The organism is Dyadobacter psychrotolerans, assembly GCF_004349265.1.
Taxonomy (GTDB): domain Bacteria; phylum Bacteroidota; class Bacteroidia; order Cytophagales; family Spirosomataceae; genus Dyadobacter; species Dyadobacter psychrotolerans.
Genome location: NZ_SMFL01000019.1, coordinates 39,719 through 62,952, shown reverse-complemented (window position 1 = coordinate 62,952; position 23,234 = coordinate 39,719). Strand labels below are relative to the sequence as shown.

Below are 23,234 nucleotides of genomic sequence, written 5' to 3'. Positions count from 1 at the left end.
CCACGCATTTTTTCTGTCTCATTTTTCATGAGGCAAGAGTACCTAATATCCGGATCCGTTCAAATATGGTGATTATCGGACGGATACAAATTTTCTGGGTTATGCGAGAAAGGGCATGTAGAATATGCATAGCGGCGGACCGGTAAAAATTTATTGGGCTTCGAATGTTTATCCTGAGCAGCCTCGTAAGCACAATTATCTGTTGCTCGATTTTACTTCAGACATTTATGATCCAAATGCGCCGGTAATCAATTGGTCCAAATCTGCCGTGGCGTGCCTTAAATTGGCAAGTACAATATTCAAAATCTTTATGATCAGCAAGTTAGTTGCGCTGATGCGGGAACAGATATGAAACTTCTGCGTTTTGCAGACATATTGCTCATTTATGCAGAAGTAGCAAATATGCAAGCTGGCGCTCCGACCCAGCCTGCCGTGGACCGCCTGAAAATGATCAACGACCGCGCCAATGCGGGCACTGGCAAAGAAGCCAAAGCTACCCTGAGCATGACCAAATCGGTTTTCGACCAAAAAGTAATTGATAAAAGAAGTTTTGAGACTGGCGGGCAGAAAAAATATTCTGAGAAGTTCAGAGTTGTGCTTGAGTGATATTGACATTCTTTAATCAATACACAAGCAATCATATTAATATTTTCCGCGAACTAGCGTTAGAAAAGGTGTGATTACTTTCTACCGCTGGTTTGTATTTTTAGGGTTATCAATATACATTGCATCGGAGCCGTGACCTAGAATTTGATGCTAATGTAGTATCCGGAGGGGATATTAAGAAAACGGATTTCTCCGTTACTCCAACTTCCCCACATGTTGCCAGCAGCCATTCCGATCGTTTTGGGATAGCAGGTTTGTTGGGAATAGGGGAAATAAGCTTTTTTCTAGCATTATTTTGATAGTCTTTTTCTGAAATAATAATAGCCTGAACCATCTGGTGTGTTTTCAGCAAAACCATTTATGTACTCCCAGCCTTTTCGCTCAAAAAAGTTCAGCACCGAACCAGTGGATTTGAAAACCATTTTCCTTTTGGTTTCAGGGTCTAATATCAGAAGATCATCAATTCGATTTCCAACACTTTTTGCATTCAAATTATCTCTCTGACCGAAATCAACATAGACGTGAACGACATTTTTCACAGCGCGTCGATTCACATACACTTCAGCAATTTTAATACTGTCTACCTGGTTAATATCTACGTCTCCAACGAGAATTTGGCCAAAACACAGTGTGGACAGGCAGAAAAGAATAGCTAAAAGGATAAATGATTTCATGACAAGCAATTACGTAAATAGATGGAAATAACTTTCTTGCTTCACGGGTTTAATTCGACATCTTTTAAAAGCATACAATGACCAATGCTGTGAAAAGTGCGTACGAAGTTAGCATTCCGATTGAATTAAACAATCGAGATGACTAAACGAGGGCTGGGTATGGACAGAGACTGTAGATTTTTAACTTTAAATCTGATCATATAGATGGTATCACCAAAAATATGCAAGTGGCTTTTGCTTTATGGATTTTTGATAAATCTGCTGGGGTGCGAATTCGTGCGAGAGGAGAGCCGCAAAGAAGAAATTTTTGCGCTATTCGGTAGTGATTATAATAAGCAGCGTGTTAAGCTGAAAATCCCAATATTGCCGGATAACGATTGGTTGCCATCACGTGTAGTATTTAGTGGCGACGTAGGCGAGTGTGATTTTACGAAAAAAACCACTGCGGATCCACGGGAAGATTCTTCTTCTCGTCATGCAAAGAAGGAAGTTTATTTTTTAAAGTCAAACATAAAGCCAATTCGGGAGACTGATCTTTATTATTCTGGTAGAAGATTCAGCGAGAATGATCCGGATTATTATGGTTGGGAACGATTGGAGATCGATTACGACTATGTAAATGATACTATATCTACTTTCCACCGAAGGCTTATCAATGAAAAAGATAATAATGTTTTCGTCCAGGGACGCCGGCAGGCCTTTCTGTTTGCTCCTATTACAGAATCCGCTACGTCTAACCAAGGTTTTATTGAACACAGACACCTTAAAAGCAAGCCCATAAGTCTATCTCAGGCAGATTCAGTGCTTAAAGCTTGGAGCATAAGCAGGTTTTAAGATTGGGAGGCTGTCAATTAAATATGGAGCCTCCTTTTGTCCTTTTATACGGGTCTTGTGGCAGTCTTATTAGCTTATGCCGGCCTAGAAAGGATTTTAGTTGAGTTTATATTAAAATATAGCAAGCTTCTTGGGTTACCATCTTTGGGTTTGTCCAAAAAATTAGTAATTCTCTTATCATTTTTTTCTTGTTCCGAGGACTTTGAGGTCAGTAAGTAAGGTGATTCAGATTGCTTTACTATGGATCATATCTAAACAGTATTGCTATTCTGTGAATTAAGTTGCAAAACAAGGTTTACTATTCATCATATTTATAAACTATTAGTTTATAAATTGAGATAATTATAAACTTTATCCTTTACAAAGTTTGTTTTATACTGTATAAATGTAAGCAATCGCCTGTATCCATCTTTCAAGGCTGATGAGTAATAATGAGCTTTGGGGTATGAAAAAAGAACAACACAAATCCCAGCAACGGTATCACCAGCTCTATCTTCGATGGAAAAGTAGCGGAAAAGGTGCTCGTGTATTCTGCGAGCAGGAATCCGTTAAGTATTCAACATTCTGGTATTGGGCCAAAAGGTTTAAAACCAATACTCTTCCGGAGGCTGAGTTCATCGAAATGAAGGTTAATAAGATCGAAGTAAAGTCTTCTCAACCAGTCGCGGAACTTCGAGTGACCGACAAAAGTGCTCTTGTTTTCTATGAGTTGCCGGAGCCCGCATGGGTAAAAGCACTGCTGGCTTAACCGATGCTGTCTTTATCTTCTTCTACACGTTACTTCTTGTTCAGCCAGCCTGTGGATATGCGCTGCGGAGTCTATTCGCTCGCAGGCCTGGTACAAAACGGTTTAAAGCTGAACCCGCTATCAGGTGATGTCTTTGTGTTTATTGGAAAACGAGCTAATCAGGTGCGTCTGCTACAATGGGATGGCGACGGCTACGCACTCTATGCAAAACGATTAGAGGCAGGTACCTTTGAGCGCCCGTCAGATAAAAAATTACTGATCTCTACGAGGGAACTGACGCTAATTTTACAAGGTGTTAAGTTGAAATCTGTTCAGCTGCGCAAGCGTTATAAACAACTGTCCACCTATTAAAAGGCGCATAATATTTTTTAGAAAGTGGCCTTCACACGTTGATAAGCCACTTTTTTTTGTATTTTTATAGTATGACTGCAGCAGAACCAGACTATAAATTGTTATACGAACAGGCCCAGCAGAAGCTGGAGCAGACCGAGCAAAAACTTAGGCTGGCGCTGTTGGATGCTAATGAATTACGCAGAAAACTTTTCGGAATAAGATCTGATAACAGAGTTAAAAAACATCTGGAAGGGCAACTTGATATTTTCCCTTTGGGTGCCACATCTGAGGATATACAAAACTCGGAAGAACTTGCATTTAGGGAAGCTAAGAGTCTTAACCAGGAGCAGGACAAACAAGGTGAAAAGCGTCAGAAAGCAGCTCGCACAAGAATGGTATTGCCAGACGAGCTGGAAAGGGAAGAAGTCATAATTGATCCTGAAGGTGATCTGACTGAATATAAAGTGATTGGTCAGGAAGTCACTGAAATACTGGTAATGGTCCCTGCCTGCTTCAAGGTGCGCAGAATCGTTCGCCGCAAGTGGGCATTGAGAGATTCTGTTAACTCAGATGCAAAGGGTGTACTTATTGCACCAATACCCTCCCGGACAATCAAACGAGGTCTCTTTGATGAATCCGTCCTTGCACATCTTCTTACCGGTAAATTCGTGGATCATCTCCCACTGTACCGGCAAAAGCAGATCTTCGAGCGGATAGGAACGGTTCGCCGCGCGATGAAAATCCCGCCTTCGACACTAACGGATAACCGCGGCGGCGGCCCGCACCAATGCAGCATGTAAATCCCTGGAACCGATCTACAATGCTTTGAAGCGTGAAGTATTGGCCAATCTGTACTTGCAGATTGACGAGACCGTGTGCCTTGAAATGGCGAGTTAGCCATATGCTGACAGATTGATGATGGCAGGCCCATCGCAGGAGGTGACAGGCATATCCTGCAAACCACCTTGTGGTGCTTTGCTATGAAAATAGGAGGTGCTGAGCGACAAGGAAAAGGCAGACATGATCTGTCAGGTGAGTTACAGTGAGTTGAACGAAAGTGAACTGTCATGGTAAAGTATCGATATCAACATATTCTGTCATAACCGGACAATAGTCTCGTGGCCGGACAAAGTTTAGTGGCAGCAACCTGGTGTTGACTAAGCGGCAGGCGGTACATAGACAGCAAGACACTGTAACAGGCGATTTGTTGGAACAAGGGAATTTGTGCAGGAATGATAAGGGAAACGTACAACCGGATCACCCGGGAGGCGGAAAACCGATGATCTGTACAGAGGCGGATCATGTCGTAGTACTGAGGAAGTCACTGTAATGGTGGCAGAGGGAAGGGCCTGACCGGATTGGTTTTATAACAAACAACAACTGTAAAAAGGGATGATTGATTATTATGAAACAAAGCAGCATCCTATTACCAAGAAAATGGTACTGGAGGCTTACAGGAAAGTAAAGTCTAACAAAGGTAGTGCGGGTATCGATGAGCAAAGTCTGACAGATTTTGATCAAAATGCACCAAGTCATCTTTACCGGATCTGGAACCGGATGAGCTCTGGTAGTTATCATCCACCCGTGGTAAAACAAGTGGAGATACCCAAGAAATCTGGTGGCGTTCGAAACCTGGGCATACCTACTGTCTCGGATCGTATCGCCCAACAGGTTGTGAAGAGTTATCTGGAACCAAAGGTAGACAGCAGCTTTCATTCTGATAGTTACGGTTATCGCTCCGGCAAGAGTGCCCATCAGGCATTGGCCAAAGCGGTTACAAACTGTGGTTACTACAGCTGGGTGGTAGATCTGGATATTAAAGGATTCTTCGACAATCTGGATCACGATCTGTTAATGCTTGCAGTCAAGAGGTACACAAAGGAGAAGTGGATTCTCATGTATATTGATCGCTGGCTAAAAGCCGGTGTTTCAAAAGGTGGAGTTGTTGTAAATCGTGAAAGAGGAACTCCTCAGGGAGGTGTTATCTCGCCGCTACTGAGCAACATATTTTTACACTTTGCCTTTGACAAATGGATGGAGAACAATCACCCCAATATGCCTTTTGAACGCTATTGCGATGATGCGATTATTCACTGTACCACTGAAAAGCAAGCTCTCTTTATTAGAGATGTTGTGGCTAAAAGGATGAAAGAACGCCGTCTGGAGTTGAACCAGGAGAAAACCCATGTGGTATATTGCAAGAATATGACCCATACCGAGTCCCATACGAGTGTAAGCTTCGATTTTCTCAGTTACACATTCAGGCCGCTACGCAGACCGACCAAAAATGGTTGGTTGTTGACATATTTCCCTTGCATGAGTAAAACCTCAAAGAATGATGTCAGACAAAAGCTGCGGAAAGTAGTTGGTCGTAGTTACAAAGGGACAATACAGGATCTTGCAAAGGTTCTAAATCCTAAAATCCGGGGGTGGTACCGCTATTACTGCCACTACTCCCATTGGACGACCCGGGATGTATGGTACTGGCTGAACACCAAGATGGTAAGATGGATCATGAATACCAGACGCATGGGGAAGGGCAGGGCACATCGGTGGCTTGTTAATGTTTACAAAACCAACCCACGCCTTTTTGAGCACTGGCCTTATGTGCGGCCTTATTGACCCGTTTCGCTGATCTGGAAGCGCCGTGTGACGGGAGACTGTCACGCACGGTGCTGTGAGAGGTTTGGGGTGAAATTCCCCTTACCTACTCGACAGCATACAGGTCCTGGAAAACAGCGGAAAGAAAGGAAGCTCTCACAAGGGCTACTTGTGGGCTTATCATGCCCCTGCAGATGGACTGGTTTTCTTCGATTATTGTCCAGGGCGAGATAAAACAGGACCGGAAAGAATATTAAAAGACTTCTCAGGCGTTATCCAGACTGATGGATACAATGTATATCAGAGCCTTTTTGAGAAGAATCAATCCATCTACCATTACTTTTGTATGTCCCATATCCGCAGGAAGTTTGATGAAGCGGTTAAAAATGACAACCAGAGAGCTGCTTGGGCAGTAGGAACTATCGGTCAGCTTTACGGGATTGAAAAGGAAATCCGTGAGCATATGCCACCACTCAGTGAAGGTCAGATTGTCGAAAAAAGGATGACGAAAGCCCTGCCGATACTCACCCAACTACACGAATGGATGCAGCAGGAGTATCCCAAAGTACTACCACAGAGTCCTATTGGAAAGGCGATTGGATATGCTCTTCCATTAATGGAAAGCATGAGACTATATGCGCTCCATGGAGATTTACAAATCGATAATAATCTGATCGAGAATGCTATCAGACCAATCGCATTGGGTCGGCGTAATTACCTCTTCGCAGGCACGCATGACACTGCTCAAAATGCTGCCATGATCTATTCTCTTTTCGCCACATGTAAAAAGCATGGAGTAAATCCGTACGACTGGCTGCTGGATATTCTTCGTAAAGTGAATGACCCTGATTATGATGGTAAATTCTCAGACCTTCTTCCAAACCGCTGGAAACTGAATCAATAATCTCTGTATTACACCTCTTGGAAAAATAGGGGGATGGCCGACTGCTTACGTATAAATAAACTATGAGTTTATAAAACGAGACTAAGGTAAACCTTTTAACGCAGGACTGGCCATTGGGTACTGTCGCCGCCACATCGTGGCTTAATCAAAAGGGATATTCTAATCAGTTGCTCAGCCGTTATAAAAAGAGCAAGTGGCTGGAATCCTTTGAGACGGGAGCTCTGAGGCGTGTCGGCGATTCAGTAGGCTATGAGGGGGCTATTTATACTTTACAACACCAACTCGCTCTCTCCATCCATCCAGGCGGCCGAGCAGCTTTATCCTTGCTTGGTAAAGCCCATTATCTGGAATTGGCTCAGTCCAAAGTCGATTTATTCGGCACAGAAAAAGAAAAGTTACCAGCCTGGTGCAAAAAAGCAGATTGGGGCATAAAGCTGGTCTAACATCAATCCTCTTTTCTCCCTGCTGAAATGGGCATGACAGAAGTGACAGTTAAATCTTTTTCCATCAAACTGTAAGCGTTTTTCAGGACGATACAGTTTAACGGAATAAAATGACTAATCGTCCGAAAATTCTATTTTGTACGCAACTTGAAATATTCCAAAATCAATACCCACACTTCCGAGGAGCTTATCATATTTAATAGCAAAAACTGGCCCAATACTAATCAAGTACGCGAATTTATCGGTTGCGATATCGAACCACAAAAATCAATGAGGTGGATGCTCTTATCTTTTAGATAATCAAAGACTTAATACGATAATAAAGCCGAACGTTAAGTGATTTCTCACAAAAGTTCGGCTTAGTACCCCTTCCAGAACAATTGTCGAACCATTTTTTATAAGATTTAGAAAAAATAGTTAAGCTGATAGCATAAACAATTGATACCAGTTATGATTGTAGCTGGTATCTTTTAAATGATAAAAATGATTTTTTTCCTTGGTTGAAAAGACATTTAATCTACTGTAATTGCTTCAATTTTTTTTAATGTATTGACGTTTTGGGAGGCTAGTGATTGTTAAATAATAATTAAAATGTTGTTTATAATCAACATTTTAATTATTATTGTTGATTATAAACAACATCATGAACAATAGAAAACAGATCCTACTTCCCAGATTTGCAAAAATCTTTGGACAGTTGGGGGAGAATATTAAGCTGGCACGGAAGAGACGCAAACTTACGACGATACAGGTAGCTGAAAGAGCTGGTATTGACAGGACTACATTATATCATATCGAAAAGGGCAACCCAAGTGTATCATTGGGCGCGTATTTCAATGTGCTGAGGGTTCTTGGATTACAGGATGATTTTTTGAAACTGGCCGCTGACGATACTTTTGGAAGAAAATTGCAAGATTTGGAATTGATCGGCAAATCATAATAATATGGCAGATAATACAGACATTTGGGTTTATGCCGACTGGATAGGAATGTCTGGTCCAAAATGTATCGGTATACTGGCTGCCCAGCAGGTGAAAGGAAGAAAATCTTTTAGTTTTACATACGACCCTGATTGGATCAAATCCAATGAGCAACTACTTTTGGACCCGGACATTGCCTGGTTTAGCGGTGCTCAACATCCAAATCAGAAAGAAAATTTCGGTGTATTTCTAGATTAATGCCAGATACTTGGGGACGTACGCTGATGAAAAGAAGAGCCTATATTAAGGCCAAAGAAGAAGGCAATACTCGAAGACATTGTACGACATTGAATTTCTGTTGGGCGTTCATGATGAATAGTTGCCATTCTTTTCCAACGGTAAAGAAGCCGCGACGGCGTACCGTTTCTGGGCAATTCCAAATGTTTCAGAAAGTTCGCTGGCACTCTTTCCAGAAATCAACATACTAACCAGTTCCTGCTTGAAATCAGACTCATAGCTTCTCCAAGTCTTTCCTTTTTTTCGGTTATCCATTTTGCATTAGGTTGTGTAAAAAAGTGTGCCGTTTTTTGGGAGCCATCTCACAACAGACCTGGATAAAAGTGTGTTAAGTTGTAATCATTTACATGTAACCGGGTAGGGTCAGTTCACGGATTTAATAATGAGCCGTTAGAGAGCAGTTGTCTGTAATTTTTGCCTATCGGTAACTTGCTTCCATTTTTTAGGAACACAACATTTCCTTCAATATAATGGATGAACTTTTTATTTAGAATAAACGATTTGTGTATTCGAACGAAAGATTCAGAATGCAAATTTTCTTCAAAGCTGATCATAGTACGTGCTGTGAGTAGAAAGTTTTGCTCACCCCAGACCTTCACGTAATTACCTAAACCTTCGAAATAGTAGATTTCATCAAGCAGTACTTTCACCAGTCTTTTCTCAGTCTTAACGGAGATGAAATTGGGCTGGGTAGGTGCTTTCAAATAATCTTTTGGTCTGGAGCTCGTGATCTGCATGCGAAGATTAAACTGTGTGCTGGCCCTGTTTACGGCTTTCAGGAAGCGGTCAAAACGAAACGGTTTTAGCAGGTAATCACATACTTCCAGCTCGAAGCTTTCCAGTGCGTGCTCCTCATGGGCGGAAGTCACAATAATTAGCGGACGTTGCTGTAATGTCCGGATAAAGTCAAGTCCGGTAAGTTTAGGCATGCGTATATCGAGGAAAATCAAATCCACTGTCTGATTACTTAAAAAAACCAATGCTTCGGTGGCCCGGTAACATTGCCCGGCGTTTTCGAGAAACGGAATATCTGCCATGTAAGCAAGGATCACTTCATGCGCAAGTGGTTCATCATCAATGATCAGGCACCGCATATTCATAATTTTCTAATTCCAGTTCCACCTTAAATTTAGTGTTATCCTTTTCAATTTTAAGATTGTGATTGCCAGGGTATAATAAATGTATCCGTTTTCTCAGATTATTTAAACCAATCCCTAAGGGATTTTCCGATACCAGTTCAAAAGAGTTCTGACAGGTGAAGTATAGTTTTCTTTGGTCCGTTTTCAAGGTGATATGCAAAAATGCATCGCCACTAGCAGGTTCAATGCCATGCTTAAATGCGTTTTCAATCAATACGACAAGAAGCAGCGGGGCGATTTTGAAGTTTTCATCTGGCAGATCCACATCAAAACGCAGGTCAAATTTTTCTTTCAGCCGGATCGATTGTAGTTGCAGATAATCTCGCAAATACTTCACTTCTTCCATGATCCGAACTGAGGGCTCTGATGCTTTATAGATTACATAACGCATCAGGTCCGCTAATTGAAGTATTACTTCTGGCGTTTCGCTAGATTTTTGTAGACTTAATGCATACAAGTTGTTAAGGGTATTAAAGAAAAAATGGGGATTCAGTTGCTGTTTTAACAAGTTCAATTCGGCCTGTGATTTTTCTTTTTCTAATAAAACAATGCGTGTATTCTGTTTTGACCATTGCACGGCCAGAAGGACAGGTAAACTAACCAGTAAAATAATGATTGCGCCGAATGCATTTTCCCAGACAAACGGATTTTGCGAGAAAGTGCCGCCCAATTGTTTGCTGAAGGGTAAAAGAGATAGCAGTTGCCCCATGACCGGATAGAAGGCCCCTACCACGGCTAAGGCACTAAGAACGTAAAAGACGGTACCTTTTTCTTTCAGCACTTTGGAAACCAGAATTCTGCTGTTGATCAGAAAGAAAAAATAGCCACATAGATACATTAAAAGCAATTGAAGCGCGTAAATCAGAAAAGTATCAAATCTGGAAAATATCTTCGAAAGGTTGAATTCAAACCCGATCAACAATTGATCCTTTGTATCATAAAGCGGATTATTCAGACTTGACACTGCCATGGACGACAGGGTAATCGCTAAGAATATCAGTGAGATAAGAATTGCCTTTTCCAGGCTCATCCGCTGCACCCATTTCGCATTAACAACCTGCTTATTCCAATACGTATTGGCTATCAGGATAACCTCCAGACCCAGAGAGCAAATAGCACCCTGCAGCACAATCTCCCATGTGTTGGTCTTCTGATCGAGTATAAGGCTGCTGCCCAGTGCTAGCAACGGAAGGTAAATTCCATAGCATGCAATGTGGTAGCTTCGGTACTTACGTGGAGCAAGCGATTTCTTCCAACTCTCTTTTTTCCATGCAAACGCAAGGACAGGGAACTGCGAAATGCAAAGCGCGCTTGCAGCAGAAAAGTATGTTTCCCAGCTGCCGGCGGCATTAAGTGCCTCAATAATGGCGATCCAGAATAATAGGCCGAGATAAAGCCAAAAGTCCAGCCTGCCCGGATAAAACCTGTCTTTTTGAATCCACTTACTCATAGACATCAAAGAAACCGTAGATTCTGCTGCTTGCCAAAAAAGAATGATGAAAGCACCTTTTTTCGTGACATTGGTTTAAAATAAGCTTTCATCAAGGTACACAAAAGGTTTATCCTTAAAAGCCCGGCCCATATCATCTATTTTTCTTTGCCAGCCAGGTATTGCACAGTTTTGGGCTCTTATCCAAATTGTAATCGAATGCAACGACTTAAAATCGACCACCTTCTCAAAACTTATCCCAATGGTGTCAAGGCGCTGGACAACGTTTCCCTGCAAATCGGCAATGGGATGTTCGGCTTACTCGGGCCAAATGGCGCGGGCAAATCTTCCCTGATGAAAATACTGGCCACGTTACTTCAGCCGGATAGCGGAAATGTGTTTTTTGATGAAACTGATATTGGGACCAATCCGCATTTTCTAAGAAGCCGGCTTGGGTATCTGCCGCAGGATTTCGGCGTTTATCCCAGAATTTCGGCGGCAGAATTGTTGGAACATCTGGCTGTTTTGAAGGGTATCACAAATAGAGCCGACCGCAAGCAACAGGTCGCTGCACTTTTGCAGCAAACGAATCTGTATGAAAACCGAAAACAGGCAGTCAGCACTTTCTCCGGCGGAATGCGGCAGCGGTTTGGCATTGCGCAGGCATTGCTGGGCAACCCGCAACTGATCATTGCTGATGAACCCACAGCTGGACTTGATCCGCTGGAACGCAACCGGTTTCACGATTTGCTAAGCGAAATAGGGGAGCAGGTGGTGGTTTTATTGTCCACCCACATTGTCGAGGACGTGCATGATCTATGTCCTGAAATGGCGGTGCTCATCGGAGGACAGCTTGTCCTGAAAGGCAAACCCAGCGCCTTAACCGAAAAACTACGCGGCCGGGTATGGCAGAAAACAGTCAGCAAAGACGCATTGGCTGTTTTGAAAAGTAACAACCATGTGATCTCAACGCGGTTCATTGGTGGTAGCACGCAGGTACATATCCTTTCAGACGTGCAGCCCGATAGTGGATTTCGGCTCGTCGAACCTGGCCTGGAAGACGTTTATTTCTCCACGATATTCGGCAATCAGCGGCCGGGAAATCGGCAGGCAATATGATGGCTTCTCTAATGGGTTTTGAAATGAGGTATCATTTCAAACAAATCGTTTTTCAGGTTACGGCCGCGCTGTTTTTTTTTCTTGGCGCTTTAATGCCGCACGGAAGTTTTGGTGGACCGGAAATTTTAAAGAACGGACCCTATGTAATCAATTTCATTATTTGCCTGCTGTCTATTTTCATGATATTCGTCAGCGCATTGTTCTGTGCGAATGTCGTGCTCAGAGATAAGTCCTACCAGACCGATGTATTGATTTTTTCGACGGCAATCAGCAAGCGTGTTTACTTTGGCATTAAGCTCTTCGGATTGCTGTTGTCGGTTTCGCTGATCATCTGCATTGCCGCAGCAGGCATCTTGGTCGGGACGGTATGGCTGCCGGCGAGCCAAAAGGGAAGTTTTCAATTACTATATTATTTACAACCACTACTATTATTTGGGTTGCCCAATGCGCTGTTTTGCGCAAGTTTCGTCTTTGCAGCGGCCATGTGGTCCCAAAACGCGAGAGCTGTCTATGCATCGGGCGTGCTGCTTTTCATACTTTATTTTACCGCTTCCATTTTTGGGAACTCTCCATTAATGGCCACATCGGCCTTGAAGACAGGAGGTCCTGGTTTGTGGTCTGTATTGGCTGACCCATTTGGATTGACTACCTTCTTTAGTGAATTGAAAAGCTGGTCCGTATGGCGCCGGAATCATCATATTTATGCCGTAACCGGTACATTTCTTTCAAACCGGTTGCTCTGGACTTGTATGGCTGTTCTTGCAGTTACATTGAGCTATAAGCATTTCAGGTTTAGTTCGGCTTCTGCAAGACCGGTTGATAAATCCAAAGCTTTCAGAGGGAAAATAATTAAAGTAGTATACAGGCCTGTTGCTCTGCAAAAGTTGGGCTTCGTTTACTACATTTCTGCGCTTCGCTCACAGCTACTTGTGGAACTTACCTCGCTTTTCAGACAGCAGCTTTTTGTGGTTCTGCTTGCACTTTGGATATTTGTTTACGGCGTGGAATTAGATGAAAATGTTCTCCATGGTCCATACGACATTCGCTTTTATGGCACTACCGCATTGGTAATAGAACAGATATTGTCCGCGCGAATGGCATTGTTGCTACTGGTTTTTTACGCATCCGAGCTGATTCATAAAGAGCAGGTTAGCAGAATTCAGTCACTTGTTTTTTCAACACCTGTTTCGGATGCTGTTTTGTTTTTGGCAAAATTCGGATCTCTTGCAGTGTTGATCAGCATATTGATCAGTTGTAATATCATAACCGGAATTGGATTCCAGTTTTTGACAGGGCAAACAAATATTTCGCTTTTACCATACTTTTCACTATTTTATTACAGTGGGTTCCAGCTATTGCTTTTTACGGTTCTGATCATTTTTATTCAAACCATCATTCCAAATAAATACCTGGGCATGCTGTTGAGCCTTCTTGTTTTGGGAATATATGTTTTTGGAAAAATGCTTGGAATTGAGCAATACTTACTACGGTTCGGCTCAGCACCACAGGTCATTTATTCGGCAATCAATGGCTTTGGGCACCATGCGGAATCATTTAACGGATACATGCTGTTCTGGACATTTTTCGCCATTACCTTGGGTATGCTCGCTAGTCGCTGGTGGCAAAACGGAAGGGTCGATACTTGGTGGAAACGGATGAAGGCTGGCATGCGCAATTGGGATGCCGCATCGAAAATAATGATAGTATCAACGTTGATGCTGATGATTTGTACCGGCTTTTATATAATTGAAAAAAGTGATGGAGTTGCTCTTGGTAGGGGAAGCAAAAAGGATATTCAATGGCAAAAACGATACGAAAAAACTTATATGCCCATTGCGGCCCTCACACAGCCTGTCATCACTAAAATCAAAATAAAAACGGACATTTATCCTGATGAACAGCGGTATGAAGTTTCAGGTACATATCACTTAATGAACAAATCTACATATGCTATCTCCAAACTTTGGATTGGTGTAGATCCGTCGGTGACTTTGGTTGTTTTGACGATGGCGGGGGCGGCTCTGAAACGGTCAGACCAAGATTTAAAGCAATATTTTTACGACCTTAAAAAACCGTTACTGCCCGGTGCAGTAATGTTGCTGAACTTTTCAATACGAGTGGACCGATCCAGTTTTAAGCCCTTCGAAAGCGAAAATTCGGTTGTAAGCAATGGCAGCTACATTGAGCTTGAAAAGTTTCTGCCGTTTTTAGGATACAATAACAGATTTGAGCTGGATGACCCCCGGATAAGGCAAAAAAATGGAATGGAAATACAGACTAAACCTACACAGACCCACCAGCGTTATCATCTAGTCGATTTCGAAAACACCATTTCCACCCTTGCCGGCCAACAGGTAGTATCAGTTGGAAACTTGGAAAAATCTTGGAAAATAGGCGGGCGTAGCTACTTTTTATACAAAACTGTAAAGCCCATTGCATTTATGTTGGCTATAAGCAGTATGCGGTATGATGTCCATAAAAAATCCGAGAATGGTATTACCTTTCAGATCTTTTATCAGCCAGGACAGACACATAATTTGCCCGCCATGATGCAGGCAATGAAGGATGCCATCAGCTATGGAAATGCGCAGTTCAGCCCATATCCGCTCAAACAGATCACACTGGCAGAAATCCCGGCTTATCCAGGGGCGGCTACGGCATATCCCGGGGTCATTTTTAGTAGTGAAAAGTATAATTTTTTGGTCGACGCGAGCGACACTTCCCGTCTGAATTTTATTTATACAACCACCGCCCATGAAACCGCGCATCAATGGTGGGCTTACAAAATTCGTCCGCAGAATGGTTTCGGGAATGCGCTGTTGACCGAATCTCTTGCCAAATACACCGAGGCAATGGTAGCTGAAAAGCGTATGGGAAAAATGAGGCTGCGACAATACCTTCGGACCGATAACGAGCTTTATTTTACTTTGAGAAATAGGTCTGCTCAGAAAGAACTTCCGTTAAGCCAAACCTGGGAGCAGCCATTTGTTCATTATCAAAAAGGTGGGTTAGAAATGTATGCGATCAGAGAGTTGCTGGGTGAAGATCGTGTGAACGCTGCACTTAAAAATCTGATATTTAGTCACAGTTTTCCTAACATCAAACCATCATCTAACGACTTGGTCAATGCTTTGAGCCAACAGGCTACGCCATTTGAAAAAACTGCGGTCGAAAACCGTTTGAGGAAGGTAATCGTATATGACAATAGCATTAAAGTGCTTTCATTGAAGACTATTGGCGATGGGCGATTCAGGTTAAAACTGCTGGTTACTGTCCATAAAATTGATGAAGCTGACTTTAAACCAAAAAAAATGCAAACTGACGATTTGATGGATATTGGAATCTTCGGGGCGGAGGAACGATTCTGGAAGGAGAGTACCGAGCCCATTTACTTTCGAAGGCACCATTTCATAAAACCGCAAACGGTGATTGAAATTGTGATTGACAGACAGCCAAAGGTTGTGGCAATAGATCCCTATGGTTACTTCTTAGACGGCGATCAGAAGAATAACATGGCATCTTTCTAATACTCTTCTAATAGAAGAATACGGACATCAAATGTATTGTTCAAGGACAGACTTTACGAATTTGAAATCTGTAGTAGCTAGTGACAGAAGCAATTTGTTACTGTCACCTTGTGTACCCTTAGTTATTTCGGTTTGATTATTAATGAAAAAAACAAAGTTTTCACACTCTGTTTATCCTGACGGCTAAAATGTGCTTACAGACACCTCTTGTTGCCTGATATGTTGTGAACCACTCACAAGTACATTTAGCGTTGTCATCGGCAATGATGACTTTGTGCAAAACACCTGAACCTTTTACCTTGGCTTCAATATAGTCAAGTCTTTGCTCAATGATCTCAATATCACCATTTTCAATCAGCGTTTTTGCATTTTTTAGCCTGGGGTTCAAACTCGCTATGCGCTGAGTCTTAAATGGTAAGCGTCTGTAAAAATGCTGATTATCAGGTAGATCAAAACCTAATAGTCCCATGGAAGATAAATTTGCCGTTAAACTGTCCATAGTAATGAAATCAATATCATTTTCAATGGAAATTAAAGTCGGGTCGAAAGTTTCATTGGCTTTCAACAAGCTGTTAATACCATGAATATATTCCGTAGGAAGATCTACGATCATGCTGTCAAGTGCTTTACCCTCACCTGAAAAGCCACGGTAGGAATCGGGTGAGAAAGCCATTGTCAACCTCATTTTTCCAAAATTCGCAACCAGCGCACAAGTTTGCTTATCGCCCGACTGGTATATTTCCAAAGTATTGATCAATGGTAGTACCCCTTCCAGTAATCTCAGTCTGTGTATCCCACCTACTCTTACCGTCCCGACAATCGGCAGTATTGAGAACACAAACTTGCCTGTCCGGTTTACTACGTAAAAATCCCCTTTTGCATTTGTCTTGGGAATGCTCTGAAAAAGTTGAATTGCTTGGAGTCTGGTTAGTTCAAAGACCTTTGTCATATCAGCCAGATACAACTGTACGCTGGTTAAACCTTTGATCCATCTTGCAGGTAAGGCCACCTTCTTTTCGGTTATTCTGGTCTTCTCTGTGGCTATTCGCACATCGCTTTGTCCGACCGACAAAACAACCTTTTCATTTTTCTGAATCGAATTAAGTGCATTCAGTATTGGTTCGTTAAAATCAACGTTGGTCGTCCCACTTGCAATAAATTCACCATCAACCGAGTCGGGCATCATATCCAGTCTGACATATACGCCATTGCAGGATGAAAATCCTTCAAATCGAAGCCGGCCGGCACCCGCAGAAACAATCGGATCTTTCAAATGGGCGGGCACAGGTCCAAAACTGGAACGGACGACTTTGGCAATTGTCGACCAGCACTTCGCTGTCAGGTAAGGTTCGGTGAGACTTCCCCAAAAAAAGCACGGGATATTATTTACTTCTTCAATTTCAGTCTCATGCGCCAAGACCAGTTTGTTGATACCCTGCCCCTTGTCAAAGGCAGAAGCGCTTTTGTAGTGATATTCTAAGTCTGCGAGCATTATGATTGGCAGTTTAAATACTTTGAATTTGTCTCAAAACAGACTTTACCGAATTGTAGTCCTTCCAAAGCGAGATGATATTCATTGCACCTTCTCTGGGTTTTGAGCCCGTTCTGATCAACAGATCCAAATAGAGCTCCAATAACTTTTTAAAATTCACTGGCAGCTTATCTTTTGCAGTAAAATTTGAAATCAGAGAATCCAATAGTATGATTAAAGCCGAATTGTGCAAGGATGAAATATCTCTAAGCATTGTAAGGCATTCTATAAAACGCTGCACCGGACCATAATTTTCAGAAATGAGATATGCTGTTTTTTCTCCCAGCGCCTTTACATCAATCTTTCGTTCTGTTATAAGATAAATTAATATCTCACTAGCGTAAGATCTGGTTTTGACAGCCTTACAGAACATGCTGCAACCGATAACTAATAGAGAAGTTTGTGAAAAAACAAAGCCGTCCTGTGCTGATAAGTATAGAAATGCACTCAGATCATCAGAGCCAGCTTCGTTATTTTTACAAGCGTACTTTAAAATCATTGTCGCTAAAGCCTGGTCATTCTGCGGCATCAGACTGTGCCAGTACAAGACATCGCCATGCGAAAGAAAATTATAAACATATTGATCCGCCTTACGTTCATATACATCAAGACTATATAGAAGATTAAGGGGGATATCCCATTTTGATTGCGGTAGATCTACCGACAGCTCCCTGAAATGATAGTACTCTGGTTGTTGGGTCGAATAATTTTTGTACTCGTTTTGCCTGTTAATAATCTTAGCAACAGGTATTAAAGGGTGAGAAACATTCGGGAGGTTTTTCAGAGAAGTATTTTCAAATTCAGTAAAGTTGTCGTCAGCATAAAATGTGCGCGCCACAACAGCCCAGGTCGCATGGTTGAGTACGTTTTCAGATTTTGCTCCTGAAAACATCTTCTTCAAAAAAGAATCATATTGCAGTTTAATTTCACTGCTTGCACCCAAGGCAAACTTAATCAGGTCTGCCTGGTTGCTTTCAAGCCGGTCACAGAGTAGCAAGGCTGCCTGGGTATTTTCCCTGGGCATCCTGCTGAGAGCAATTGTAAAATCCAGAGCATCTATCACCCATCCGTTTTTTTTGTACTCCAATAGCCGCTGGACCAAAACCACAGGATCAACCCAGTGAGGAGCATGGGTTGGAAAAGATAATAACGGTACCGAAAATTTTGCTTTAATTTTTTTCTGAACTTCCAGCAGGATTTCTTTGGGAAGGTTAATTATCTTCGACTGACGGTAAGTCACAGGCGATGGATTATAGATACCTTCCCGCTGTTCAATGATGTGAACCAGCATTCCGGAGATATAATTTTTATCGCTTCCTAAAAAATAGGTCTTTTGAAGCTGATTGCTATAAACCCGAAGTTGCTCGAGAGCGTCGTTTGGAAAAAGATCTTGCTGTGTAATAAACGCGTTGATTAATTTTTCGCCTTCAATAACCTCGAATGAACTGATAAACTTGCCAAATTGAAAAAGTATATCATTGAAACTTTCAAAAGGTAAAACTCTTTTCTGGTCTATCAGAAAGTTGTACTTCCTTGAAACGAGCTGATAATCCTGCTCACTCTTAGCAATTTCGGTGCTATCCTTCTCTAAGAATGCCGAAATCAAGACGGCAATATTTCCCTGCATTAAAGGGAGATACATTTCCATTTTCTCCCTTAAAATAATATCATCAGCCTCAAGTAACTTTTCGAGTGTTTTAAAGGATCTTTCCTGCAAGGTCAAATCAGCAATCACAAATATGTCACTGACCAGGTAGCTGATTGTCGTTTTAAATTCTGGTTTGGCTTTTATTATTTTATCAAAAATACCCAATGAGGTTTTTATAGCGCCCTTACAATCTACGCGCATCATCACCGGCTCGACCCATGTAAGGAATTCCTGTAAATCGAATCCATCCTGCAAGATGAGCGTTTTGAGATAATCGATTGCAAAGCTCACGACTGCATTTAATGGCGAGTGAAGACAATGAAACAATGAATTTTGATATTTAAGTAAATCTTCTGTGGTTGGCTTGGCATCTGCAAGTCGCTTTCTGAAAAATGAACGAAGGTTGGCATTCCAGTCTTTGGTCTGCACCAATATGCAGTTTTCAATAAACCAAAGTCGGTCGATTTTTTTCTCGAAAAGCAAGTGGTTTAATATCCTTTCCCAAACCAGCACACTCTTATTACTCTCTTCCGGTGAATTTGCGAAATATTGATTGTGTAGCGCGGTTTCATAGCTGAATATACCTGGCACATCTCTACTATATGCCGTTACGTCATTGGTGATGTATGCAATATAATCAGTATGTTTGCACTTACCGGAGTTTTTCCATGGGTCAAATCTGGTTACTGCTCTGATGAAAAGTTCAGGATCATATTCTATAAGCCCTCTATCTTCCAGACGTCGTATACTGCGATAACTAACGGACAGCCATTCGGTTTTGCGCGTTTTGTCAAGAATGAAGCTGCTAATCCAGCTGGGTTTGGCCCATTTGAGAATTTCAAGAACATGCTTTTCTTCTACCCTGTCAAAATAAGCTACCGGCTCATCCCAAGAAATAATTTCCTTAAGGTTGAATAGACCGATTGCACTCAGGACAATAACGTCTTGCTGTTCTAAAGTGGCCCGTCTACCCCAGCTACTACCTCCATTTAGCACTTTCTTAAAGATATTATCCTCAGAGAGGTCTACATAATTTAGCCAATAGCTCTTGGCTTTTCTTATTTGTTTTTTCAGCTCTGGCTCGTTGCCTCTGGATTTGTTTTCTAGGAACGAAAGAAGACCCGCAAAATTCCCGGTTTTAACCAGGTCCGTATACTCTTCCAAGACAGCATTGAGATTTGACTGTTTAGAAGCTTGGCTGTTGGGGGTAGCCAGCGCTACAATTCCGTCTTGTGAATATCCTTTTCTTATTTTTTTAGCGATCAGTTTTTTAGCTTCCAGGGTACATGTTTCAGCATCAATAAAAGTTTTAGTCTGACTTTGTCCATTTGTACCGTTTCTTCCATAGGTGACCGTAAAAGAGTCATCTGAGGTTTCTATTTCCCAAAACTTATCAGACTTCTCGTCTATATACTGCAAATGCTTTTTCATGTAAAGGGTAGCGTAATTTAGATGCTTGCGTAGATTTCCAATAAAATGCCTGTTTCAAAAAGATAATGGCCTTTTGAATAGCTAGCCATCATTTTGAAGTCTGAAAATGTGATCGCATCTGAATAATAAATAAAAAAAATCAACTATACCATTTTATACGGTACAGACAGATCAAATAAATTACCGGTGCTCCCAAATGCGTTCAAATACAGCCATGCCAAGCAATGTTCAGGATGTCGGATCGCAAAAAAAAGGATGATGCCTCTTTATCACATTTAAAACAATTTCTATACTGGACCGCGGTTAATCAAGGCCTAGCTCAATAGGGACCTTTGTGCTCACAGCGTAAAAAAACATAGGAGAACATTATCTGAAAAAGGATATTGAATCTGCAAAAATTAGAACTGGCTTTTGTTAAATAAATAGATTAGAAATTTACTTACAAAAAACCAATTCATCCGACTGCGTTTAGGAATTGAGAAGGGAGTTGTAAAACTTTCCTTGACCCACCAAGAAATTTCCCACAGCTCTCCTTACTATTGATTTACAAAAAAACACTCCGGCGAACCGGCCCTACATTGAATTTCTTAACGGGGAGACCCGGCAAGTTGGATCTCGGTCTGTAACACAAGGTGTTATGTTCCGTTTGACGATAATTTTTAGTAGAATACGGGCAACTTTTAGAACTATTTCTACAAAGTGGTAAAACAATGGTTAATGAATTCTGGTAGCGTAAAAAAGTTTTATAAATTTGCCTACATGCATTGGAAAAGCTTAAAACCGGCCCTAATATCCCTGTTTTGCGTGATTAGTAACATTGTTTTGTATTTGTTTATGATGCATTACGATAGACAGCCAGATTGCCATTTTGCTTTTAAGATCTGCAAAAATGCGCTAACAATCAGTGTGATCATTCAAATACTTTATGCAGCTGGAATAGTTAAATTTCCAAATCCTGAATAAAAAACAGACTTTCACTCTACCACGAAGGCTACTGAGTAGAATAAACTGTTTTCAGAAAAAGACTATAATTTGAGAAAGCCGTCCGTTGTTGGCTTGGACGACTCTACTAACAAATCATGTATATCAGGGTTTGTAAGTAATTCTACACCTATACAAACGTTAGCCACTTGTTATTTCACGCTCATTAGACCTACCAGCTAAAAATCAATGTTCTTATGCAGATCGGTAATGCTATTTGGGGTGGCTTCGAAAATCGGCACACATTTAGCACAACATGATCCAAAATGAAAGACCCAAAATCTGCAAAAAATCGTCGGAGCTACGACGCTGTGTATCGTCCTAAAAAAAGTTATAATTTTTGGATTTGAAAATCCTATTAGAAAAAAAAGGAACAGACAGCTGTATCAGCCACCTGTTCCTTTAATAAAAACATTATCTTAATTATTGCCAGCCCACGTTTTGAACAATGGCTTTGTTTTGATCTATTTCTGATTGGGGAATCGGCCACAAATAATCCCTCGGCTGGAAAACGCGGGTTTTGAGTGTTTTTCCTGTAAATTCTAAAATAGGGCCGTTGTTAACCTGTTCGGCAATTTTCCACCGGCGGACATCACTGTAAGAAACCCCCTCGGCGGCAAGCTCCACAGCACGCTCCTGAATAATTCTTTTTGTCATATCTGCTTTGGTAGCTGAGTAGGTCGGCGCAGCAGCTGAGGTATTTTGCAAAGCAGGAAGACCAGCTCTGGTTCTGACCTTATTGATCGCCGAGAATACTTCGGCATCCGGAGCAGCGATACGCCGGTTTCTTGCTTCTGCAAACATGAGCAGTACATCAGCAAAGCGTATGACCGGGAAATCGATCGGCCCCGCTTCACGCAGCAGACTTTCGTCACCAACCGCTACAAATTTCCTCCACACATAAATCGCATTTGCATTCCAGTTGTGCTGAATGTGAAAAGTTGGGCTGGCTGCGCTTTTAAATGGCCAGGCAAGTTTGTAAGTAACATTACTAGCGCCGACATATTCGGCCCAGGGAACGATAACGGATGTCTGAAGCCTTGGATCACGGTTTTGATAAGCCTTTTCAACATTTGATTTTTCCGAGAATAAAACACTCTTTTGGTCAGCAGTCATGGATGAGAAGCCCGGAATTACTTTGTCCCAGTTAAAAGGCGATCCGTCAATATTTTCATACATATCCACCAGAGTAGGTGAGGGAATTCCGTTGGTCCAGCAGGATCCCCGGGTTGCACGCGTACCTAATCTAAAACTCATGCTTTCTCCAAAACCAGCAGTTGCGATGTTCTGGATAGAAAAAATAATTTCTTTGTTGTTCTCTGTCTTAGCCTTAAAAAGCTCGGCATAATTTGGATGCAGGTCATAAGTCATGGTCATGACGGTCTTAAAATCATTTTCTGCATTTTCAAAGTCCTGGATGTAAAGCGCAGTTTTACCACGCAATGCAATCGCTGCACCTTTGGTTGCCCGGCCAAAATCAGCGGAAGCATACGATACAGGCAGCAGTTCGATGGCTTCGGTAAGATCTTTTTTGATAAAAGCGCTCACTTCTTCAACGGTATTGCGCGGCTTCATCGCTTCGGAATAAACAACCGGCGTCTCATAAATTGGAACAGCACCGAAGAAATCCATCAGGTTAAAATAATGGAGCGCACGAAGAAATTTAGCCTCACCGATCAAACGATTTTTCATCGCATCAGATAAGGAGCTCATGGCTGGAATTCTATCCAGTGCGTCATTGGCTCTTTGAACACCCAGGTACAGCTGGGACCATTTACCCGAATATGTTGCCGAATAGGGTGTGGTAGAACTGGTCATTTCAGCTTCAAAAAAGTCGTAACCATAGGCATAAGGCGAAAGGCAGTCAAGCATGAAGTACTGACCATAGACCATATCTTGTGTGAGGTTATTGTAAATGGCATTGACGCCCATCAAAGCGTGTTTTTCGGTAATCCAGAACTGGGATTCGCCAAGGTTGTCGTAAGGCTGCGTATCGAGAAGATCACTTTGACAGCCCACGAATAAAATTGCAGAAAGCAGAAGTATATATATGCGGTGAATCATGATTG

Annotated in this window: 19 protein-coding genes and 1 pseudogene; 12 read left to right on the top strand and 8 right to left on the bottom strand. The window is 41.9% G+C overall.

What is annotated here, in order from left to right; all coding sequences use genetic code 11:
- Positions 1–282 precede the first annotated feature (282 nt).
- Entirely contained in the window at positions 283–606 is a 324-nt protein-coding gene (locus E0F88_RS30335) for a RagB/SusD family nutrient uptake outer membrane protein (RefSeq protein ID WP_310589737.1), read from the top strand.
- Positions 607–896: 290 nt separating this feature from the next.
- Here E0F88_RS30335 and E0F88_RS30330 read toward each other — a convergent pair whose 3' ends face one another.
- Positions 897–1,280, bottom strand: coding sequence for a hypothetical protein (locus E0F88_RS30330; RefSeq protein WP_131962094.1), 384 nt, complete (start codon positions 1,278–1,280; stop codon positions 897–899).
- Positions 1,281–1,484: 204 nt separating this feature from the next.
- Here E0F88_RS30330 and E0F88_RS30325 point away from each other — a divergent pair, with 204 nt between their 5' ends.
- The 4 genes from E0F88_RS30325 (at position 1,485) to E0F88_RS30310 (ending at position 3,995) form a co-directional block, all read left to right on the top strand.
- Positions 1,485–2,114, top strand: a complete 630-nt coding sequence (locus tag E0F88_RS30325) for a hypothetical protein (protein WP_131962093.1) — start codon at positions 1,485–1,487, stop codon at positions 2,112–2,114.
- Positions 2,115–2,535: 421 nt separating this feature from the next.
- The gene (tnpA, locus tag E0F88_RS30320) at positions 2,536–2,862 is read left to right on the top strand and encodes an IS66 family insertion sequence element accessory protein TnpA (RefSeq protein WP_131962092.1); all 327 of its coding nucleotides are present in this window, start codon (positions 2,536–2,538) and stop codon (positions 2,860–2,862) included.
- Between the two features lie 3 nt (positions 2,863–2,865).
- Complete coding sequence (gene tnpB, locus E0F88_RS30315; RefSeq protein ID WP_131962091.1) at positions 2,866–3,213, top strand: IS66 family insertion sequence element accessory protein TnpB; 348 nt, start codon at positions 2,866–2,868, stop codon at positions 3,211–3,213.
- Positions 3,214–3,284: 71 nt separating this feature from the next.
- Positions 3,285–3,995 carry an IS66 family transposase gene (locus E0F88_RS30310; RefSeq protein ID WP_131962090.1) on the top strand — a complete coding sequence of 237 codons (711 nt, stop codon included), beginning with the start codon at positions 3,285–3,287 and terminating at the stop codon, positions 3,993–3,995.
- 93 nt (positions 3,996–4,088) lie between these two features.
- On the opposite strand, the gene E0F88_RS34590 is transcribed toward E0F88_RS30310, so the two are convergent.
- On the bottom strand, positions 4,089–4,217 hold the full coding sequence (locus tag E0F88_RS34590) for a hypothetical protein (protein ID WP_262709908.1): 129 nt from the start codon (positions 4,215–4,217) through the stop codon (positions 4,089–4,091).
- A 370-nt stretch (positions 4,218–4,587) separates the two neighbouring features.
- On the opposite strand from E0F88_RS34590, the gene ltrA reads away from it, so the two are divergent.
- From ltrA to E0F88_RS30285, 5 genes and pseudogenes are all read left to right on the top strand, one after another.
- Positions 4,588–5,817, top strand: a complete 1,230-nt coding sequence (gene ltrA / locus E0F88_RS30305) for a group II intron reverse transcriptase/maturase (RefSeq protein WP_131962089.1) — start codon at positions 4,588–4,590, stop codon at positions 5,815–5,817.
- A 97-nt stretch (positions 5,818–5,914) separates the two neighbouring features.
- Positions 5,915–6,700 (top strand): IS66 family transposase, encoded by a 786-nt coding sequence (gene tnpC / locus E0F88_RS30300; protein WP_131962088.1) that lies wholly within the window; start codon positions 5,915–5,917, stop codon positions 6,698–6,700.
- Between the two features lie 86 nt (positions 6,701–6,786).
- Positions 6,787–7,143 (top strand): annotated as a pseudogene (locus E0F88_RS30295) (AbiEi antitoxin N-terminal domain-containing protein); the annotation flags it as partial.
- Between the two features lie 643 nt (positions 7,144–7,786).
- On the top strand, positions 7,787–8,083 hold the full coding sequence (locus E0F88_RS30290) for a helix-turn-helix domain-containing protein (RefSeq protein ID WP_131962086.1): 297 nt from the start codon (positions 7,787–7,789) through the stop codon (positions 8,081–8,083).
- Positions 8,084–8,087: 4 nt separating this feature from the next.
- A complete protein-coding gene (locus E0F88_RS30285) occupies positions 8,088–8,321 on the top strand; it encodes a hypothetical protein (RefSeq protein WP_131962085.1) in 234 nt (77 codons plus the stop codon).
- 108 nt (positions 8,322–8,429) lie between these two features.
- Here the strand turns inward: E0F88_RS30285 and E0F88_RS30280 are convergent, their stop codons facing one another.
- From E0F88_RS30280 to E0F88_RS30270, 3 genes are all read right to left on the bottom strand, one after another.
- Positions 8,430–8,615, bottom strand: coding sequence for a hypothetical protein (locus tag E0F88_RS30280; protein WP_131962084.1), 186 nt, complete (start codon positions 8,613–8,615; stop codon positions 8,430–8,432).
- Between the two features lie 113 nt (positions 8,616–8,728).
- A complete protein-coding gene (locus E0F88_RS30275) occupies positions 8,729–9,454 on the bottom strand; it encodes a LytR/AlgR family response regulator transcription factor (RefSeq protein WP_229213959.1) in 726 nt (241 codons plus the stop codon).
- Positions 9,435–10,949, bottom strand: coding sequence for a sensor histidine kinase (locus tag E0F88_RS30270; RefSeq protein ID WP_165940189.1), 1,515 nt, complete (start codon positions 10,947–10,949; stop codon positions 9,435–9,437). The genes E0F88_RS30275 and E0F88_RS30270 overlap by 20 nt, the downstream gene beginning before the upstream one ends.
- 198 nt (positions 10,950–11,147) lie before the next feature.
- Here E0F88_RS30270 and E0F88_RS30265 point away from each other — a divergent pair, with 198 nt between their 5' ends.
- Together E0F88_RS30265 and E0F88_RS30260 are read left to right on the top strand one after the other, a co-directional pair.
- Positions 11,148–12,047, top strand: coding sequence for an ABC transporter ATP-binding protein (locus E0F88_RS30265; RefSeq protein WP_131962081.1), 900 nt, complete (start codon positions 11,148–11,150; stop codon positions 12,045–12,047).
- A complete protein-coding gene (locus E0F88_RS30260; protein WP_131962080.1) occupies positions 12,044–15,574 on the top strand; it encodes an ABC transporter permease/M1 family aminopeptidase in 3,531 nt (1,176 codons plus the stop codon). Before E0F88_RS30265 ends, E0F88_RS30260 begins: the two co-directional genes overlap by 4 nt.
- A 160-nt stretch (positions 15,575–15,734) precedes the next feature.
- Here the strand turns inward: E0F88_RS30260 and E0F88_RS30255 are convergent, their stop codons facing one another.
- The 3 genes from E0F88_RS30255 to E0F88_RS30245 form a co-directional block, all read right to left on the bottom strand.
- Entirely contained in the window at positions 15,735–17,066 is a 1,332-nt protein-coding gene (locus E0F88_RS30255) for an SWIM zinc finger family protein (protein WP_131962079.1), read from the bottom strand.
- A gap of 13 nt (positions 17,067–17,079) precedes the next feature.
- The gene (locus tag E0F88_RS30250; RefSeq protein ID WP_131962078.1) at positions 17,080–20,184 is read right to left on the bottom strand and encodes a DUF6493 family protein; all 3,105 of its coding nucleotides are present in this window, start codon (positions 20,182–20,184) and stop codon (positions 17,080–17,082) included.
- Positions 20,185–21,588: 1,404 nt separating this feature from the next.
- Positions 21,589–23,229 carry a RagB/SusD family nutrient uptake outer membrane protein gene (locus tag E0F88_RS30245; protein ID WP_165940188.1) on the bottom strand — a complete coding sequence of 547 codons (1,641 nt, stop codon included), beginning with the start codon at positions 23,227–23,229 and terminating at the stop codon, positions 21,589–21,591.
- Between the last annotated feature and the right edge of the window lie 5 nt (positions 23,230–23,234).

Excerpts from the sequence above, each read along its gene's own strand:
- E0F88_RS30275 (WP_229213959.1), bottom strand. The coding sequence starts at position 9,454 with ATGCGGTGCCTGATCATTGATGATGAACCACTTGCGCATGAAGTGATC.
- E0F88_RS30270 (WP_165940189.1), bottom strand. The coding sequence starts at position 10,949 with ATGAGTAAGTGGATTCAAAAAGACAGGTTTTATCCGGGCAGGCTGGAC.
- E0F88_RS30310 (WP_131962090.1), top strand. The coding sequence starts at position 3,285 with ATGACTGCAGCAGAACCAGACTATAAATTGTTATACGAACAGGCCCAG.
- E0F88_RS30280 (WP_131962084.1), bottom strand. The coding sequence starts at position 8,615 with ATGGATAACCGAAAAAAAGGAAAGACTTGGAGAAGCTATGAGTCTGAT.
- ltrA (WP_131962089.1), top strand. The coding sequence starts at position 4,588 with ATGATTGATTATTATGAAACAAAGCAGCATCCTATTACCAAGAAAATG.
- E0F88_RS34590 (WP_262709908.1), bottom strand. The coding sequence starts at position 4,217 with ATGTCTGCCTTTTCCTTGTCGCTCAGCACCTCCTATTTTCATAGCAAA.
- E0F88_RS30290 (WP_131962086.1), top strand. The coding sequence starts at position 7,787 with ATGAACAATAGAAAACAGATCCTACTTCCCAGATTTGCAAAAATCTTT.
- tnpA (WP_131962092.1), top strand. The coding sequence starts at position 2,536 with ATGAGTAATAATGAGCTTTGGGGTATGAAAAAAGAACAACACAAATCC.
- E0F88_RS30245 (WP_165940188.1), bottom strand. The coding sequence starts at position 23,229 with ATGATTCACCGCATATATATACTTCTGCTTTCTGCAATTTTATTCGTG.
- E0F88_RS30250 (WP_131962078.1), bottom strand. The coding sequence starts at position 20,184 with ATGAAAAAGCATTTGCAGTATATAGACGAGAAGTCTGATAAGTTTTGG.
- E0F88_RS30285 (WP_131962085.1), top strand. The coding sequence starts at position 8,088 with ATGGCAGATAATACAGACATTTGGGTTTATGCCGACTGGATAGGAATG.
- E0F88_RS30330 (WP_131962094.1), bottom strand. The coding sequence starts at position 1,280 with ATGAAATCATTTATCCTTTTAGCTATTCTTTTCTGCCTGTCCACACTG.
- E0F88_RS30265 (WP_131962081.1), top strand. The coding sequence starts at position 11,148 with ATGCAACGACTTAAAATCGACCACCTTCTCAAAACTTATCCCAATGGT.
- E0F88_RS30260 (WP_131962080.1), top strand. The coding sequence starts at position 12,044 with ATGATGGCTTCTCTAATGGGTTTTGAAATGAGGTATCATTTCAAACAA.
- E0F88_RS30325 (WP_131962093.1), top strand. The coding sequence starts at position 1,485 with ATGGTATCACCAAAAATATGCAAGTGGCTTTTGCTTTATGGATTTTTG.
- tnpB (WP_131962091.1), top strand. The coding sequence starts at position 2,866 with ATGCTGTCTTTATCTTCTTCTACACGTTACTTCTTGTTCAGCCAGCCT.
- E0F88_RS30255 (WP_131962079.1), bottom strand. The coding sequence starts at position 17,066 with ATGCTCGCAGACTTAGAATATCACTACAAAAGCGCTTCTGCCTTTGAC.